Origin of the sequence: Streptomyces sp. NBC_00448 (genome assembly GCF_036014115.1) — a bacterium.
Lineage (GTDB): Bacteria > Actinomycetota > Actinomycetes > Streptomycetales > Streptomycetaceae > Actinacidiphila.
In genome coordinates, this window is sequence record NZ_CP107913.1 from 3324364 (window position 1) to 3342384 (window position 18021).

Annotated in this window: 13 protein-coding genes; 5 read left to right on the forward strand and 8 right to left on the reverse strand. The window is 72.1% G+C overall.

Features of this window, described 5'->3' with window-relative positions:
* Positions 1 to 28: 28 nt before the first annotated feature.
* Positions 29 to 811, reverse strand: a complete 783-nt coding sequence (locus tag OG370_RS14065; protein WP_328464132.1) for a TIGR03936 family radical SAM-associated protein — start codon at positions 809 to 811, stop codon at positions 29 to 31.
* A gap of 428 nt (positions 812 to 1239) precedes the next feature.
* Between OG370_RS14065 and OG370_RS14070 the strand changes: the two genes are divergently transcribed.
* Entirely contained in the window at positions 1240 to 4377 is a 3138-nt protein-coding gene (locus tag OG370_RS14070) for a phosphocholine-specific phospholipase C (RefSeq protein WP_328464134.1), read from the forward strand.
* Positions 4378 to 4437: 60 nt separating this feature from the next.
* Here the strand turns inward: OG370_RS14070 and OG370_RS14075 are convergent, their stop codons facing one another.
* Positions 4438 to 5283: a hypothetical protein gene (locus OG370_RS14075; protein ID WP_328464136.1), complete on the reverse strand. Its 846-nt coding sequence runs from the start codon at positions 5281 to 5283 to the stop codon at positions 4438 to 4440.
* Positions 5284 to 5429: 146 nt separating this feature from the next.
* Here OG370_RS14075 and OG370_RS14080 point away from each other — a divergent pair, with 146 nt between their 5' ends.
* The 3 genes from OG370_RS14080 to OG370_RS14090 all read left to right on the forward strand — a co-directional run bounded on the left by OG370_RS14080 (position 5430) and on the right by OG370_RS14090 (position 7266).
* Positions 5430 to 5738, forward strand: a complete 309-nt coding sequence (locus OG370_RS14080) for a hypothetical protein (protein WP_328464138.1) — start codon at positions 5430 to 5432, stop codon at positions 5736 to 5738.
* A 1-nt stretch (position 5739) separates the two neighbouring features.
* The gene (locus OG370_RS14085; protein ID WP_328464140.1) at positions 5740 to 6192 is read left to right on the forward strand and encodes a DUF5994 family protein; all 453 of its coding nucleotides are present in this window, start codon (positions 5740 to 5742) and stop codon (positions 6190 to 6192) included.
* A gap of 123 nt (positions 6193 to 6315) precedes the next feature.
* Positions 6316 to 7266: an SPFH domain-containing protein gene (locus tag OG370_RS14090; protein ID WP_328464142.1), complete on the forward strand. Its 951-nt coding sequence runs from the start codon at positions 6316 to 6318 to the stop codon at positions 7264 to 7266.
* Positions 7267 to 7341: 75 nt separating this feature from the next.
* Here the strand turns inward: OG370_RS14090 and OG370_RS14095 are convergent, their stop codons facing one another.
* Positions 7342 to 9195, reverse strand: a complete 1854-nt coding sequence (locus OG370_RS14095; RefSeq protein WP_328464144.1) for a glycoside hydrolase family 76 protein — start codon at positions 9193 to 9195, stop codon at positions 7342 to 7344.
* Positions 9196 to 9478: 283 nt separating this feature from the next.
* Here OG370_RS14095 and OG370_RS14100 point away from each other — a divergent pair, with 283 nt between their 5' ends.
* Positions 9479 to 9937 carry a helix-turn-helix domain-containing protein gene (locus OG370_RS14100; RefSeq protein ID WP_328464146.1) on the forward strand — a complete coding sequence of 153 codons (459 nt, stop codon included), beginning with the start codon at positions 9479 to 9481 and terminating at the stop codon, positions 9935 to 9937.
* A 73-nt stretch (positions 9938 to 10010) separates the two neighbouring features.
* Here the strand turns inward: OG370_RS14100 and OG370_RS14105 are convergent, their stop codons facing one another.
* From OG370_RS14105 to mreD, 5 genes are all read right to left on the reverse strand, one after another.
* Positions 10011 to 11957, reverse strand: coding sequence for a TIGR03960 family B12-binding radical SAM protein (locus OG370_RS14105; protein WP_328464148.1), 1947 nt, complete (start codon positions 11955 to 11957; stop codon positions 10011 to 10013).
* A 169-nt stretch (positions 11958 to 12126) separates the two neighbouring features.
* Entirely contained in the window at positions 12127 to 13668 is a 1542-nt protein-coding gene (locus OG370_RS14110) for a CYTH and CHAD domain-containing protein (protein ID WP_328464150.1), read from the reverse strand.
* Positions 13669 to 13786: 118 nt separating this feature from the next.
* Positions 13787 to 14986 (reverse strand): rod shape-determining protein RodA, encoded by a 1200-nt coding sequence (gene rodA / locus OG370_RS14115; RefSeq protein WP_328464152.1) that lies wholly within the window; start codon positions 14984 to 14986, stop codon positions 13787 to 13789.
* On the reverse strand, positions 14983 to 17226 hold the full coding sequence (mrdA, locus tag OG370_RS14120; protein WP_328464154.1) for a penicillin-binding protein 2: 2244 nt from the start codon (positions 17224 to 17226) through the stop codon (positions 14983 to 14985). Before mrdA ends, rodA begins: the two co-directional genes overlap by 4 nt.
* A gap of 90 nt (positions 17227 to 17316) precedes the next feature.
* Positions 17317 to 18018 carry a rod shape-determining protein MreD gene (gene mreD / locus OG370_RS14125; RefSeq protein ID WP_328464156.1) on the reverse strand — a complete coding sequence of 234 codons (702 nt, stop codon included), beginning with the start codon at positions 18016 to 18018 and terminating at the stop codon, positions 17317 to 17319.
* Between the last annotated feature and the right edge of the window lie 3 nt (positions 18019 to 18021).

An 18021-nucleotide genomic window follows, 5' to 3' on the forward strand; every position in this document is an offset into this window, starting at 1 on the left:
GTGCGTCGGCAACGCGTCGACGCCGTACCTAGGCGGAACCGGCAGGTACCGCCACAGCGTCGCGATCTGGCGCGAGCGGGTCGGTGACCGTGCCGGACTCCTCGTCGAGCGGCCCCTGCGCCAGCCTGGTCACCGCTACGGGGACCGGCGGCGCGAGGTCGGCCGTCGCATGGAGGCCGGACAGTACGTCGTCGGGTCGCACGGCAGGTGTCAGGTGTCGTACAACCAGGCGCAGTATCGCACAGGCGCCGCTCCGCGGCGCGCCGGGACCCGGATCTGCCGCGTCCGTGTCCGCCGCACCGGCCGCCGCGTCGGCCGCGGAGATCACCTCGAACCGCGCGACGGCGGCCCGGCAGTCGAAGGTGCGGACGCCGTTCTTGGTGGTGCGCTGTACTTCCACGGTCTCGGCGGCGAGGAACGCGGCGACGGCCCGGCGGGCCTCGTCGGGCTCGACGCCGTCGAGCCTGAGCTGCCACACCGACGCCTCCAGCCGCTCGGCCAGGCCGGATGTGCGGGCGTCGACCGCCTCGATGACGTCGAGGCCGGTGGGCAGCGACTCGTCGAGCAGCAGCCGGAGTTGCTCGGGGTCGCGCGGTGCGGCGAGCGCGATCTCCAGATACTCCGCCTCGCTGCCGACGCCTGTCGGCGCGGCGTTCGCGTACGACACCTTCGGATGCGGGGTGAACCCGGCCGAGTACGCCATCGGCACCTCGGCGCGGCGCAGGGCCCGCTCGAAGGCGCGCTGGAAGTCGCGGTGGCTGGTGAACCGGAGGCGGCCGCGCTTGGTGTACCGCAGGCGGATGCGCTGCACCGCCGGTGCCGGCGGCGGGCCCTCTGGCTGTCGCTTGCCCAGTGTCGCTCAGTCCTTCGTGTCGGGTCGTTTACCACGCGCCCGCGTGCCCATTCCGGCGCACCCGGGCGTCCCTGCACCTCCAAGGTTACGCCGCATGCCACAGGCCCCGCGCCGCCCGCGATCCGGCCTGTGGACAACCGCCCGCCCGCGGTCGCGACGACGCCTCCCGTGCACCTGTTCCCCCGCCCGCCCCATCCGGCGCCCGGCGCCACCGCTCGCCGCCCACCGACCTGCACGGCTTCCGCCGCTGTTCATCCCGCGCTCCCTCGCCCGCCATCATGGTCTCGTATTCATAACGGGTCTGGACCCAATCTCCCGGGCGGCGGGTATCCCATCCGCACCCGCTCGCCACCGCCCGCGCACCCACCCAGCAAGGAGCCCAGCCCGTGACCTCCCCCTTCGTGTCCCGCCGCGCGCTGCTCGGCGGCGCCGCCGGCGCGGCCGCGCTGACCACGTTGCCGATCAGCGTGCGGCAGGCGCTCGCCGCACCCGCCCGCCCCGGCCGGCTGGAGGACATCCAGCACGTCGTGGTCCTCATGCAGGAGAACCGCGCCTTCGACCACTACTTCGGCACCATGGCCGGCGTCCGCGGCTACGGGGACCGCACCGCCGTGCGCGGCGTCAACGGCCGGCCCGTGTGGGACCAGCCGGACCCGTCCCGCGCCGAGGGCTATCTGGCACCGTTCGCGATGAACGCCGCCCACACCAGCGCCTACCAGCAGGGCGCTGCCGCGTTCGGCTACGGCGACAGCATGAACGCCCGCAACGACGGCATCGGCGACGGCTACGTCACCCGGCGCGACAGCGGCCGGCTCGGCCAGGGCTACTACGCCCCCGCCGACATGCCCTTCTACAACGCGCTCGCCTCGGTCTTCACCATCTGCGACAACTACCACGCCTCGATCGAGACCAGCACCAACCCCAACCGCGAGCACTTCATGACCGGCACCAGCGGCGGCAGCCTCCGCGAGTTCCCGGTCATCGACAACACCGAGGTGTCGGCCGGCTACGAGTGGACGACGTACGCGGAGCGGCTGCAGGCGGCCGGGATCAGCTGGAAGACCTACCAGGCGCAGGAGAACTTCGACGACAACGCGCTCGCCTGGTTCTCCGCCTTCCACCAGGCGAAGCCCGGCCAGCCGCTGTACGACCGCGGTCTGGCCCGGGCCGGTGACGCGGCGAACGCCGGCGACCCGTGGGCGATGGGCGACGCGCTGGTGGCGGCGTTCGGCGCGGACGTGGCCGCGGACGCGCTGCCGCAGGTGTCCTGGCTGGTGGCGCCGGCCGCGCTGTCGGAGCACGCCAGCTACGCGCCGCCGGACGGCGAGAACCTGACCGCGCGGCTGCTGGCGGCGCTGGCGGCGAAGCCCGAGGTGTGGGCGAAGACCGCGTTCTTCCTCACCTACGACGAGCACGGCGGCTTCTTCGACCACCTGCTGCCGCCGGTGCCGCCGCTCGCGGCCGGCCGCGGTGACTCGACGGTCTCCACCGACGGCGAGGTCGTGGTGCGGGTGGCCAAGAGCGGCAGCACCTTCTACCGGGTGGTGGACCAGCGCGGCCGCTACCGGGTCGCGGCCGCCGACGGCACCCTGAACTGGTCGCAGACCCTGCCCGCCGGGGAGACCGTGACCGCGGGGCCGTTCCCGCTGGGGCTCGGCCTGCGGGTGCCGATGATCGTGGCCTCGCCGTGGACCCGCGGCGGCGCGGTCGACTCGACCGTCTTCGACCACACCTCCGTGATCAAGTTCCTGGAACGGCGGTTCGGGGTGCACGAGCCGAACATCAGCGCCTGGCGGCGCGCGGTGACCGGCGACCTCACCTCGGCCTTCGACTTCTCCGGCGACGAGCCGCACTGGCCGTCGCTGCCGGACACCAGCGGCAACCGGCAAAAGGTCACCGACACCGGCAAGCTGCCCGCACCGACCGTGCCGAGCCCGCAGGTGCGGCCGGTGCAGGCGCGCGGCACCCGCACCGCGCGCCCGGTGCCGTACACGCTGAGCACCCGGGGGCGGCTGCGCGGCGGCGCCCTGGAGCTGGACTACGCCAACTCCGGCACGCAGGCCGCGGTGTTCGCCGCCTACCCGGCACCCGGGGTGAAGCCGCGGTTCTTCACCGTCGGCGCCCGCAAGCGGCTGTCGGACTCCTGGAAGGCCGGCGCCGACGGCTACGACCTGCGGGTGCACGGCCCCAACGGCTCGCTGTGGCACTTCCGCGGTGGCCAGGGCGACACGTCGGAGGCGGTGTTCACCGAGGACGTCCACCGCCGCGAGCTGCGGGTCGAGCTGCGCAACGGCGGCCGCCGCGCCCGCACCTTCACCGTCGGCGACCTCGCGTACGGCGGCGGCACCCACGAGGTGCGGATCGACGGCGGCCGGACCCGTACGGTGACGCTGCCGGTGGCCCGCGAGGGCTGGTACGACGTGGCGGTCGGCGCCGGGGACGACCTGTTCTGGCTGCGCCGGGCGGCCGGGCGGCTGGCCGACGGACGGCAGGGCGTCACCGACCCGGCGATGGGGCTGCCGGACGCGCTCGTCGCCGAGGTCGCGCTCGCCTCCGGCTCGACCACGGTCGACGAGCCGGTGGTCGTGCCGGGCACCCCGGCCACGGTGTCGGCGGTGCTCACCGCGCCGGACGCGGCGGTCGAGCGGATCGAGGCCGCGCTGGTGGTGCCGGCCGGCTGGACGGTGCGCACGCTCGCCGCCCCGCCGCAGCGGCTCGCGCGCGGCGCCTCGGCCACGGTGCGCTGGCAGGTCACCGCGCCGGCCGCGCTGCCGTCCGGCACCACCGCACGGGTGCTGGCGAACGTACGCGGCCGGGCCGGATCGCGGGTGGCGCTCGCGGACGGCGAGGTCGCCGCGCGCACCGCGCCCTCGATGAAGGGCTACCTGCTCGGGGAGGACTTCGAGTCGCTGGCCGGGCAGTTGAAGCCGGCGGTGAACCTGAACGTCCCGGCGGGCGTGCTCGGCTGGACCGCGACCCCGCCGGCCGGCTGGTCGGTGACGAACGCGCCGGGCATGCCGCAGGGCACCGCGGAGGAGCAGGGCTGGTCGTTCATGACCAAGCGGTTCTGGCTCGCGTCCGACAGCCAGGACCGCGGGAACTTCACCCGCGGGCTGGGCATCGTCGCGGTCGCCGACCCCGACGACTGGGACGACACCGGATCACCGTCGTCGAAGGGGCGGTTCGACTCCACGCTCAGCTCGCCCGCGGTCGCGATCCCGTCCGGCACCGCGCAGTTGTACCTCGGCTTCGACTCGCACTACCGGCAGGAGGCGCCGCAGACCGCCACGGTCACGGCCGCGTTCGACAGCGGCGAGGAGACGGTGCTGCTCACCTACAGCGGCGCCACCACCGGCAACGACAACGCCGGCGGCGACGCGGAGAACCAGCTGATCACCCGGAAGATCGCGGTGCCGGCCGGGGCGACCGCGGTGACGCTGAAGTTCCGGATGTTCGACGCCGGCAACAACTGGTACTGGGCGATCGACCACGTCCGGCTCGGCCTCACCCCGGTCACGGACTGACCCCGAATCTCCGTGCGGGGTAGCGGAATTGACGAACCGTCACTCTGCTTGCCACGCGGCCTACTTGCTCATGTCCGGCGGCGGCCCGAAGCCGCCGCCGGGCGCGGGCGGGGGCGGAGGCGAAGGCGGAGGGGCCTGCCGCGGTGCCTGCCGCGGGGTGCCGAACAGCGCGGACCCGACGGCCCGCCGGGCGTCGGCCAGCGCGACCCGGACCGGGTGCAGGATCTCCCGGCGGACGAAGCGGAGCACCGCGCCGATCACACGGAGGACCGGCGCCCCGGTGTAGCGCCAGACGAAGGCGATCGGCAGGAGGACCAGCACCCGGAAGAACCAGCCGATGCCGCGGCCGATCAGCCGGGTCACGTACGCCCCCGCCTGCCAGGCGGCCGCGATCGCCGCACCGATCTCCCGCCCGACCGGCACCAGCGCCTTCTGCCACAGGAAGACCAGCGGCACCACGACGAGGTGCTCCAGCAGCCAGGCCAGGCCGATCACGACCCACCGCAGCCCGTAGCGCCACAGCGCGACCACCGGCCGGACCAGCACCCAGTGCACCAGGAACGACACGGCCAGGCCGATCGCCCGCAGCACCGGGAACAGCACGTAGGTCCACAGCCACACGGCGGGGATCACGATCAGCACCCGGCCGACCGGCACCAGGACATGGCGCCAGATCGCCGAGAGCAGCAGGCCGCACGCGCGCAGCGGCGGGTACAGGACGTACTGCCACAGCGCCCGGCACATCCAGGCCATCGCGTCCCACAGCAGTTTCAGCGGCAGCACGACGACGAACGCGACGACGCGCACGGGTATCCGGACGACGGCGACGACGCAGCCGTCGCCCTGCCCCTGGGGACCCTGCGGAGCCCGCGGTACGGCCGGCGGCCGCGGTCTGTCGTAAGCCATGGCCAGAACTTATCGGACCAGTGCGGGGTACCGTGGGAGTACCGGAGGCATTTCGTGCGCGGGCACTCGCGCCGGCGCCGCCGTCGGAACGGTCGAGCGCGGTCCGCCGTCGTCGTACGGGGACCGCGCGGCGAGGTGAATCACCGATGACCATCGCCATAGCCCTCGCAGTGATCGCGGTCGTGGCCGTCGCGGGCGTGTGGCTGCTCCGCAAACAGGCGGGCGAGCAGCGCGACGGCGGCCCCGCACCGCACATCGAGGACGGCCCGCCGGCCGGCGCCGAGGAAGGCGCCGAGGTCCAGCCCGCCGCCGACTTCCCCTGGCGGGAACCCCCCGAGGAGCGCCCCGGCGACGACGGCCTCCCGCCGCCCCACGACCTGCCGCCGTCCGCCTCCCCGGACGCCGTGCCCGCCGGCCCCTTCCCGGTCCGGCGCGACCACGAACCTGGAGCGTGACATGACCACAGGCCGCACCCTTCCCCGCCCCGGCGCGGACGTGACCTACACGAACCCGCCACGCGACCCCCCGCCGGACCAGCCCGTCCGCCTCGCGCTGACCGGGTCGGCCGCCGGGCCGCAGCGGCTCGACGGCGTCTGGTGGCCACGCTCGCACGACCTCGGCGACTGCCTGCCCGGCCTGCTGGACGCGCTGGAGGAACGCTGGCCCGGCATCGGGCGCGTCACGGTCAGCCGCTCGATGTGGCGCCACCGGCCCGAGTCCCTGGAACTGCCCGACGGCCGGACCGTGCACATCACCCGCTCCCCCGCCGATCCCGACCGCCACACCATCCGGCTGGTCTCCTACGGCGTGGGCCGCTGCGACCTGCTGGTCGTCCCGCCGGGCACCGCTCCCGACGAGGCCCGCCGACTGATGGCCGAGTCCCCGCCCGGGGCCGCCCCCGCGCGCTGAACGGGCCGGTCGCGGCGCCCTCGCGAGGAGTAAAGTCGAACGTGCCGAGGGTATTTCGTGCACATATGACATGATTGCTGCCGCTTTCGGTGGTCGTCTCGACCCATCGAGGATGTGACTGCCATGGTCGCCCTGGTCACGGCGTTGATCGTCATCGCCGTCATCGTCCTGATACTGCTGGCACTGAGCGTCCGCAACGTGCAGCAGTACGAGAAAGGCGTGGTGTTCCGGTTCGGCCGGCTGCTGCCGGAGATCCGCGAGCCGGGCCTGCGGCTGATCCGGCCGATCGGCGACCGGATGCGGAAGGTGTCCATCCAGACCGAGGTGTTCGGCGTGTCACCGCAGGGCGCGATCACCGCGGACAACGTGACGCTGACCGTTGACGCGGTCGTCTACTTCCGCGTGGTCGACCCGGTCAAGGCACTGGTGAACGTGAACAACTACCCCGCCGCGGTCTCGCAGATCGCGCAGACCTCGCTGCGGTCGGTGATCGGCCGCGCGGACCTCGACACGCTGCTCTCCGACCGCGTCCAGGTCAACGCCGAGCTGAAGAACGTGATGGACGCCCCGACCGAGGGGCCCTGGGGGCTGCGGATCGAGCGGGTCGAGATCAAGGACATCGCGCTGCCCGAGTCGATGATGCGGTCGATGTCCAAGCAGGCCGAGGCCGAACGTGAACGGCGTGCCCGTGTCATCGCCGCCGATGGTGAGTTCCAGGCGTCGCAGCGCCTCACCGACGCAGCGGCGACCATGGCCGACACCCCCGGCGCCCTCCAACTGCGCCTGCTCCAGACCGTGGTGGACGTGTCCTCGGAGAAGAACAGCACCCTCGTGATGCCGTTCCCGGTGGAGCTCCTGCGCTTCTTCGACCGGCTCAGCGACAAGGACGGGCAGGCCCCGACGACAGGTTCGACGCTCACGCGGCTCGCGGACGAAGCCGCGACGGACGGCGCCGGCACGGACGGCCGCCCGGCGGACGGTGCCCACGTGGCGGACGAGCCGTCCGCCGAGGGCGCCCACCTGGCCGAGGCGCCGTCCACCGACGGCGTCCGCGGGCTCACCCCGCACGGCTGAGGCCCCCGGCAGTTCCCGACACGGTGCGGGCCCGCACTCGGGCCCGCACCGCGGTGTGCTCGTGTGCTCGCGTGCTCAGGGCGCCGCCAGCAACGCGCTCAGCGCGGACGCCTCCGTACGCCAGTCCGCGGTGCCCCCGCCGGACCAGTCCTCGGTCACGCGGTTGAGCCCGTCACGCGCGGTGGACCACAGCGAGTCGGCCTGCCGGTCGGCGAAGGAGCCGTAGGCATTGCCGGTGACGGAGTCCAGGTCCTGGAGATAGCGCATGAAGACGCCCTTGAACTGCTTGGCGTTGTCGTCGCAGGAGGGCGTGCCGGCGTCACAGGACTCGGTGAGCACACCGCCGCTGACCAGCGCGGGCGAGGCCACGGCGGCGTCGGCCAGCCGGCGGGCGGTGGTGAGGTCGGCGGAGTCGCCGGTGGCGCGGTACATCTCCACGGCCGCGCCGATGGCCAGCCCCTGGTTGTAGGACCACACGGTCTGCCCGTTGTTCGCGCAGCCGCTGGTGATGCCGTCGTTGACCAGGCCGGAGGAGTTGATCAGACCGCTGTCCTGGAACCACTGCCAGGAGGTGGTGGCCCGGCCCAGCCACGTGGTGTCGCCCGGGATGCGGTCGTGCAGTTCGGCGGTGAGCCGGACGTACAGCCCGTTGGTCACCGCGTTCTTGTAGGTGCGCTCCCGGTCCCACCACACACCGCCACCGCAACTACTGGTGTCCCACAGCCCGTTGACGTAGTTCGCGATGGTGACCGCCTCGTTGAGGTAGGTCTGGTCGCCGGTGAGGTCGTAGGCGTCCACCCAGGCCAGCGCCCACCACTCGGAGTCGTCGGTGGCGCGGCTGATGAAGTCGCCGTCGATCGGGTCCGAACTGCGGGCCCCGGCGGGGAAGGACGCCTTGTCGATCTGGAAGGTGCGCTGCACGATCCACAGGTAGCGGGTGTCGCCGGTCTGCCGCATGTAGTCGATCACGGTGCTCAGCGCGACCGCCGAGTTCCACCAACTCGACGGCCAGTAGGCGGTGTTCGGGTCGTAGGAGTACATCAGCGCGTCCGCGGCGGCCGACGCCCTGGACGACACCGGGCGCGCCCAGGCCGTGCAGCTGCCGTTCTCGCCCTCGACCGCGCGGCCGCACGCGCGCACCGCGCCGCCGTACAACCGCCCCAGCGGGTCACTGGTGTTGAAGCGCGCCGTGGCGGTGCCGGTGGCGCCCGACGGTGTGCTGGTACGGCCCTTGGAGGAGCCGTCCGGCCAGCTCGCGCCCTGGTCCCAGGACCGGTCGAGCCAGATCTCGTCGCCCGCGGTGCCGCCGGAGATGGTGCCCCAGGCCATGCCCGAACTGTCCATGTGCAGCGCGATGGTACGGCCGCTGAGCGTCGTGGCGGGAACCGGCTGGGTGTCGCCGGGCGCGCTGCCCGCGCCGTCGCAGGCGGCCGCGCACACGTCCAGGTGCGCCCAGGAGGTGCAGCCCACGCCCTGCGCGTCGCCGCAGGCGCGCAGTACCGCGCGGCGGTGGCCGGTCGGGTCGTAGAGGTTGTACATCAGCGTGCGGGTGCCGCTCCACGTCGACGGGATGGATGCCTCGCCGAGCAGCCCGTCCCACGTGGAGCCGCCGTCCCAGGAGCGATCCAGCCACACCGAGTCGCCGGTCTGGCCGCCGTCGATGCTCGCCCACGCCATGCCGTCGGTGTCGTCCACGTGCAGCCGCACCACCCTGCCGTCGAGGGTGAGGTCCGGCACCGGGAAGGTCTCCTGCGCGGCCTGCGAGGGGTCCAGGGTGTCGCAGTACAGCGCGCACACCTGGGTGGAGTCGGCCGCCGACACCGCACTCGCACCAGCCGCTCCGACCCCCTGGAGCAGCGCCGCCACCGCCAGCAGCAGCGCCACCAGCAGCGGCCCCGCTGCCCTGCGCGTCCCCGGCACCCTACGCATGACGCCTCCTCGGACCCGTCGGTCTTACAACGATGGAAACGGAGCACTCAGCACGCATGAGAGCACGGCGCTCATTGGCATGTCCACCACCATGACAACGATGGCACCGATTGGCCGAATCCCGCGCCCGCCGACCCGCGGCACTCCGGCTCAGAGTTGCACCCGTTGCGATTGTTTCGTTTATTGCGGATGGTGGAGGTAGCTGAAATCGGCCCTCGTGAGCGCGGCGCCAGTGCCCACCCATGAACGACGCCCACCTCCCACGCCGAGGAGTGCCCGCATCATGACGAAGACGGACATCAAGCCGGTGAAACTGCCGCCGGAGAAGACCGCCGCCGCGCACCACGCCCTCGCCCAGGTGCGCGGCTATCTCGCGGAACACGGACAGCTCGCACAGATCCGCGTCGCGGTCGAGGACGGCGGCCGAGAGCCACTGGCGCTCCCCCGTGAAGCGGTGGAATTGCTGGCCACCCTGCTCGCCCACCTCGCCGCCGGACGGGCCGTGTCCGTCGTCCCCTCCGACGCCGAGCTGACCACGCAGCAGGCAGCGGATCTCCTCAACGTCTCCCGGCCGTTCCTGATCGGCCTGCTCGACGCCGGCGAGATCCGGTACCGGACCGTCGGAACCCACCGGCGCGTCATCGCCACGTCCCTGCTGGAGTACAAGCGGGACGACGACCACCGCCGCCGTCCGGCCGCCGACGAACTGACACGCCTCGGCCAGGACATGGGGCTGATCTGACCGATGCCCGTCGTCGCCCTCTACGACGCCGACGTCCTCTACCCGAGCACGCTGCGCAGACCGGCCCCCGGGGTCAGGGGGTGCTGGGGCCCGGGGAGTTGGTGACGGTCAGGGGGAGGAGCTTCTTGCCGGTGGGGCCGATCTGGATGTCGAGGTCGAGCTGGGGGCAGACGCCGCAGTCGAAGCACGGGGTCCAGCGGCAGTCGTCCACCTCGGTCTCGTCGAGGGCGTCCTGCCAGTCCTCCCACAGCCAGTCCTTGTCGAGACCGGAGTCGAGGTGGTCCCAGGGCAGGACCTCCTCGGCGGTGCGCTCGCGGGTGGTGTACCAGGCGAGGTCGAGGTCGTACGCCGGCAGGGCCGCGTCGCAGGCGCGTAGCCAGCGGTCGTAGGAGAAGTGCTCGCGCCAGCCGTCGAACCGGCCGCCGTCGGCGTACACCGCGCGGATGACGGCGCCGACCCGGCGGTCACCGCGGGAGAGCAGTCCCTCGATGATCCCGGGCTTGCCGTCGTGGTAGCGGAAACCGATGTTGCGGCTGTACTTGCGGTCGCCCCGGATGGCGTCGCGCAGCTTGGCCAGCCGCGCGTCGGTCTCCTCGACGCCGAGCTGCGGCGCCCACTGGAAGGGGGTGTGCGGCTTGGGCACGAACCCGCCGATGGACACGGTGCAGCGGATGTCGTTCTGCCCGGTCACCTCGCGGCCCTTGGCGATGACCTTCCGCGCCATGTCCGCGATCTGCAGGACGTCCTCGTCGGTCTCGGTGGGCAGCCCGCACATGAAGTACAGCTTCACCTGGCGCCAGCCGTTGCCGTAGGCGGTGGCGACGGTGCGGATCAGGTCCTCCTCCGACACCATCTTGTTGATCACCTTGCGGATGCGCTCGGAGCCGCCCTCCGGCGCGAAGGTGAGGCCCGAGCGGCGGCCGTTGCGGGTGAGTTCGTTGGCGAGGTCGATGTTGAACGCGTCGACCCGGGTGGAGGGCAGCGACAGCCCGACCTTGTCCTGCTCGTACCGGTCGGCGAGGCCCTTCGCGATGTCGGCGATCTCGGTGTGGTCGGCGGAGGAGAGCGACAGCAGGCCGACCTCCTCGAAGCCGGTCGCCTTCAGCCCCTTCTCGACCATGTCGCCGATGCCGGTGATGGAGCGCTCGCGCACCGGGCGGGTGATCATACCGGCCTGGCAGAAGCGGCAGCCGCGGGTGCAGCCGCGGAAGATCTCCACCGACATCCGCTCGTGCACGGTCTCGGCCAGCGGGACCAGCGGCTGCTTGGGGTACGGCCACTCGTCCAGGTCCATCACGGTGTGCTTGGACACCCGCCACGGCACGCCGGAGCGGTTCGGCACGACCCGGGAGATCCGGCCGTCGGTCAGGTACTCCACGTCGTAGAAGCGCGGGACGTACACCCCGCCGGTCCTGGCCAGCCGCAGCAGCAGCTCGTCGCGCCCGCCCGGGCGGCCCTCGGCCTTCCACTGCCTGACCAGGTCGGTGATGGTGAGCACGGCCTGCTCGCCGTCGCCGATCACGGCCGCGTCGATGAAGTCGGCGATCGGCTCGGGGTTGAACGCGGCGTGCCCGCCGGCCAGCACGATCGGGTCGTCCTCGGTGCGGTCGGCGGCGTCCAGCGGGATGCCGGCGAGGTCGAGCGCGGCCAGCATGTTGGTGTAGCCCAGCTCCGTGGAGAAGCTGAGCCCGAAGACGTCGAACGCCCGTACCGGGCGGTGGCCGTCGACGGTGAACTGCGGCACCTTGTGCTCGCGCATCAGCGCTTCCAGGTCCGGCCACACGCTGTACGTGCGCTCGGCGAGCACGCCCTCGCGCTCGTTGAGCACCTCGTAGAGGATCATGACGCCCTGGTTGGGCAGGCCGACCTCGTACGCGTCGGGGTACATCAGCGCCCACCGCACATCGGCGGCGTCCCAGTCCTTGACGGTGGAGTTCAGTTCACCGCCGACGTACTGGATCGGCTTCTGTACGTGCGGGAGCAGCGCTTCCAGGCGCGGGAAGACCGACTCGACAGGCATCTCGGCGACTTTCGTGTGTCCTGATCTTGCGGGCGCCCCCGGCGGACCACCGCCGGGGGGAAGGTGACCCTCCACAGTACCCGAGGCGCGGCAGGTGCCCGGCCCGGCCGCGACCCCGCCCGACCGCCGCGCCCCGGAACCCCGGGCCCCGCGCCCAGGCACCCTCGGGTCACCCCTCGCGTTCCGCCGCACCCCACACCTCGGGCAACCGCTCCTCCGCCCGCGCCGCGATCTCCAGCTCGGTCTGCTCGATCGCCTCGTACGGTGCCGTGTCCTCCCCCGCCGCCTCCGCCCGACCGCGCACCCGCGCGACGGCCGCCCGGCACATCACACTGTCCTGGTGCTCGCCGAGCAGTTGCTGGAGCGCTTTCATCCGCGCGGTGTACCCGGCGGCCTCCGCAACGCGCACGGGTTCGGCCGCCTCCCCCGCGTAACGCGCCCGCTTGGCGGCCTTGCGCGCCTCGTGCAGCGCGACGTCCCGCGCCTGGCCGGGCGGCAGCGCGAGCGCGGCCCGTACGGCTCCGCGCAGCCGCCTGCGGTCGTGCCCGAGCACGTCGGCGACCACCTGCGAAGCGGGCCGGTCGGCCGCCGGGAGATACGGGGGCGCGGCCAGCAGCCCGTCGAAGGCGTCGAGAAGCGCGAAGTAGCGGGCGCTGTCCAGGGCCCGCACCACTTCGGTGTGCGCGTCGGCCGAGTGCGCCTCGGCGTTCCAAGTCCCGCCCGGAGGTCCCTCCCCCAGCCTCCGGCGCACCGCGTCGAGCGCCGGGCCCCGCTCGCCCGGGTCGTCCCGGTCGCCCGGGTCGTCCGGGTCGAGTTCGGACAGCCGGCGCGCGAGGCGGGCGGTGAGCACCTCCCGGTCCCGCTCGGCCCCGAGGACCTCGGCGAGCCACTTCAGTTCGGCGCCGAGCGGATCGGTCTCGGCGCGGTCCAGGACGTGGCCGAAGCTCTTCAGCGCGGAGCGGGCCCGCCGGGTGGCGACGCGCATACGGTGCACCGTGTCCTCCCCGGCGTGCCGGACGGCCGGATCGAGGGCGACGATCGCGGCGAGCTGCGCGCGCAGGTACGCCAGGGCGACGGCGCCCGCGGTGGCGTCGGGCCCCGGCCGTTCCGGCCGCCCGCCGGCGGGCTCCGGCCGCCGCCCGCCGAGTGCGCGGACCAGCTTGGAGGGCGCGTCGGAGCGGGTCACCCCGGCGTCGCCCAGCCGTCGCTCCACCGCGTCCAGCAAAGCCTCGTCGCCCGCGTACAGCTCGACCTCGATCTCGGACCAGGCCGGCCCCGGCTTCGCGTTGACCTGGTCGTAGGCGACCTCGGCGAGGGTCCGGTCCTGGTCGTCCAGGAGCAGCACGCGGCTGCGTACGGTGCGCAGCCGGACGATCGGCGTGAGGATACGGCCCCGGACGAGCGCGGCGACCTCGGCGCGCAGGTCCTCGGGCGGGGTGCCGGGCGCGCCGAGCGGGGCGTGGATCTCAGTGCGGGTGTCGGGGCGGTCGGTGGGGAGTTTCAGGTGCCAGCCGTCGTCGTCGCCGCCCTCACGGCGCCGCAGGGTGATGCGGTGGGAGGTGAGGGTGAGGTGGGCGGTGTCGTAGTAGACGGCGTTGAGCCGCAGCGGGGGCAGGGCCCGGGTGCCGGCGGTCAGCCCGGTGAGGTCGGGCAGGTCGTTCCGGGGCCCGGTCTCGTAGGTGCGTTCCGTTTCGGCGAGGCGACGGCCCATAAGGTGACCGTATGCCCGCATCGGTCCCTTGGCCAGACCCGTCGCAGGCATGGCACCCGGGCGGACCTGCGAGCGCCGGCGCCAGGCCGGGCAGCACACCGAGCCCCGCGCCCGGCGATCACGCCGACATGGGCCGCTGCATCTTCACGGACTGCAGAATCCCTATGGCCACGAAGTTGGCGAACATCGATGATCCGCCGTAGGAGACAAAGGGCAAGGGGATGCCGGTCACCGGCATGATGCCGAGCGTCATGCCGATGTTCTCGAAGGACTGGAAGGCGAACCAGGCGACGACGCCGGCCGCCACGATGGTGCCGTACAGGTCGGTGGCGTTGCGGGCGATGGAGCAGGCCCGCCAGAGGATCACGCCGATCAGCAGGACGATGAACGCGCCGCCGACGAAGCCCAGTTCCTCGCCGGCCACCGAGAAGACGAAGTCGGTCTGCTGCTCGGGCACGAACTGCCCGGTGGTCTGGCTGCCGTGGAACAGGCCCTTGCCGAGCAGCCCGCCGGAGCCGATCGCGATCCGGGCCTGGCTGGTGTTGTAGCCGACACCGGACGGGTCGAGCGCGGGGTTGGCGAACGCCGCGAACCGGTCGATCTGGTACTTGTCGAGGATGCCGAGCTGCCAGACCAGGATGGAGCCGACCACCCCGGTGACGATCAGGCCGAACACCCAGCGGGTGGACGCCCCGGAGGCGAGCAGCACGCCGAGCACGATCGCGCCGAGCACCATCACCGACCCGAGGTCGGGCATCATCAGGATGACCAGGATGGGCAGCGCGGCCAGCGCGAGCGACTGCATCACCCGGCGGTGGTCGGGGTGTTCCTGGTCGCCGGCGTCGACCCGGGCGGAGAGCACCATCGCCATGCCGATGATGATGGCGATCTTCACGAACTCCGTCGGCTGGAGCGAGAATCCGCCGCCGATGATGATCCAGGAGTGCGCGCCGTTGACGGTCGAGCCGAGCGGGCTGAGCACCGCGAGGATGCCGAGGATGGACAGCGCGTAGAAGAACGGCACGATGGTGCGCATCCGGTGGTGCCCTATGGCCATGGCGCCGATGCACAGCGCCAGGCCGATACCGGCGTTCATCACATGGCGGATCAGGAAGTAGTACTGGTCGCCGTGGGTGAGGTTGGTGCGGTGCCGGGTGGCCGAGTAGACCAGCAGCGAGCCGATGAAGCACAGCAGCACCGTGGCGAGGAAGAGCAGCCAGTCCATCCGGCGCACCACGGAGTCCCGCGCGAGCATCTTGCCCATGGTGGAGCGCTCCGGCGTGAACCGCCGGACGGAGTAGGTGTTCGCGCTCATCATGTGTTCTTCCTGCCGTACAGCAGCTTCTCGGTGCGGGTCGGGGTGAGCGGTGCCAGTACGGGCGCCGGGTCGCCGCCTCCCGGTCCGGCCGGGGTGTTGGCGAAGCTGTCGGCGACCGCGGTGGAGTACGCGGCCTGCTGGGCGTTCACCGCCGCGCCGTCGGCGGAGATCTTCGGCAGCGTGGTGACCGGCGTGGGCATGATGCCCTTCTTCGCGTCGATCTTGGTGCTGTCCTTCTGGATGCCGTACATCGACTCGTAGATCCGGCGGATCGCGGTACCCGAACCGCCGGAGCCGGTACCACCCTGGGAGATCGTCATGACGATCGTGTAGTCCTTGGTGTACGTGTCGAACCAGGAGGTGCTCTGCTTGCCGGAGACCTCGGCGGTACCGGTCTTGGCGTGCAGCGGGATCTGGTCCTGCGGCCAGTTGCCGAACTTCCAGTCGGCGGTGCCCTCGGTGACCACGCCGGCCAGTGCCTGGTTGATGTACTTCAGGGTGGACTTGGAGTCGGGGAGCTTGCCGGTCACCTTCGGCTTGATGGGGGTGACCGTCTTGCCGTCGGGGCTTATCACGGCCTTGCCGATGGACGGCTGGTAGAGCGTGCCGCCGTTGGCGAGGGCCGCGTAGATCCGGGCCATCTGGATCGGGGTGACGAGGGTGTCGCCCTGGCCGATCGCGTAGTTCACCGAGTCACCGGCGCGCAGCACGTAGCCGTCCGGGCAGTTCTCGATGGCGATGGCGATGCTCAGCGGCGGGTTCTTGTCGTTCTTGTGCTTCTTGGCGGTCGCACACCAGTCGGCCTTGTTCTCGTCCCAGAAGTCCTGCTTCCACTGGCGGTCCGGCACCCGGCCGGTGACCTCGCCCGGCACGTCGATGTCCGTCTTCGCGCCGAGGCCGAAGTCGTGGGCCGTCTTGTAGAACCAGTCCTTGGGGTGCTTCGGGTCGGTCCCGCCGTCCTTCTTCCACTGGTCGTAGGAGATCCCGTAGAAGACGGTGTCGCAGGAGACCTCGAGCGCGCGGGCGAGCGAGATGGGGCCGTAGCTCTCGTTCTCGTCGTTGTGGAAGACCTGGGAGCCGATGTTGAACGACGACGAGCAGTCGTACGGGCCGTCCTCGGTGTAGCCGGCCCGGATCGCGGCGGAGGTGGAGACCACCTTGAAGGTGGAGCCGGGCGCGGACTCGCCCTGGATGGCGCGGTTGAGCAGCGGGTAGTTGGACTTGGTGTTGGTCAGCGCCGCGTAGTCCCTGGCGGAGATGCCGCCGACCCACTCGTTCGGATCGTAGGTGGGCTCGCTGGCCATCGCGATGACCTGACCGGTCTTGTTGTCCATGACGACCGCGGCGCCGGAGTCGGCCTTGAAGTTCTTGTGGGTGACCGGGTCGTACGTCTTGCGGGCGGTCACCATGGCGTCGTTGAGTTCCTTCTCGGTGACCGCCTGGACCTTCGCGTCGATGCTGGTGACCAGGTTGTCGCCGGGGGTGGCCGGGGTGTCACCGGCCTTGCCGATCACCCGGCCGAGGTTGTCGACCTGGTACTTGGTGACGCCGGCCTTGCCGCGTAGCTGGTCGTCGTAGGTGCTCTCCAGGCCGGAGCGGCCGATCTGGTCCGAGCGCAGCAGCGGGTTGCTGGTCTTCTCGGAGGCGGCCACCTCCTTGTCGGTGACCGGGGAGAGGTAGCCGAGCACCTGGGCGGCGTTGGCCTTGTCCGGCGCGGGGTAGGTGCGCACGGCGGTCGGCTCCGCGGTGATGCCGGGGAAGTCCTCGCGGCGCTCCATGATCTGGAGGGCCTGCTGGGTGGTGGCCTTGTCGGTGATCGGGATCGGCTGGTACGGCGAACCGTTCCAGCACGGGCGCGGGGTCTGCGCGTCGCACAGCCGCACCTTGTCCATCGCGTCCTGCGGCTTCATGCCGAGGACGTTCGCCAGCCGGGTCAGTACGGCCTTGCCGTCGTCCGGCTGCTGGAGCAGGTCGGTGCGGTTGGCGGAGACCACCAGCAGGGTCTGGTTGTTGGCGATCGGCACGCCCCGGTCGTCGAGGATCGAGCCGCGCACGGCGGAGGTGACGACCTGCTGGAAGTGGTTGCTGTTGGCCTGCGCGTCGTACTCCTGACCGTTGCGGATCTGGAGGTACCACAGCCGGCCGCCGAGGGTCAGCAGCAGCGAGACGACCAGCACCTGGAGGATGACCAGCCGGATCGTGACCCGCGATGTCCGCCCGGTCTCCGGGATGTTGCTCATCTCAATCGCTCACTTCTCCGCGCGCTCGGCACGAAACCGCACGCATCGTCGTCGTCTGCCGCCCGGCTGCCTCGCGCGCGTCGTTCGCCGTCATCGCCGTGCTCCCCTGGCCGTCATGCCGCCGCTGAACCTCGCCCGGCCGAACAGGCCGCGCTGCGGGGTGATGCCGGCGCCGGCGCCGGCCTTCGTACGGGATCGGCCGCGCGGCCGGAAGCGGCCACCGGAGCCACCGCCGGAACCGCCGCCGAAGCCCCCGCCGAAGCCGCCAGCCGCGTCGTCGGCGAGCGGGTCGTGGTCGAAGCGGCGGGCCAGCGCCATGATGAGCGGGACCACGAACGGCGCGAGCAGCAGGTCGTAGAGCGTCGCGGTGAAGACCAGCTTGGCCAGGCCGACGTGCGCACCCGCGGTGTCGCCGACCAGGCCGCCGACGCCCGCGTAGAGCAGCGTGGTGCCGATGGCGGCGCCGATCACCACCAGCATCGGTCCGGCGGCGGTGCGCAGTTGGCCGCTTTCGGGCTTGGCGAGGCCGGCCGCGTAGCCGATCACGCACAGCACCAGGGCGTAGCGGCCGACGGCGTGGTCCGCGGGCGGCGCGATGTCGGCGAGCAGTCCGGCGAAGAAGCCGATCAGGCAGCCGCCGACGTGGCCGTAGGTGAGGGCCAGGCCGAGCACCGTCAGCAGCAGCAGGTCCGGGACCGCGCCGGGCAGGTGCAGCCGGGCCAGCACGCTGACCTGGGCGACCAGGGCGATCACCACCAGGACGGTGGAGAGCACGATCCGGTTCAGGCGCATGGC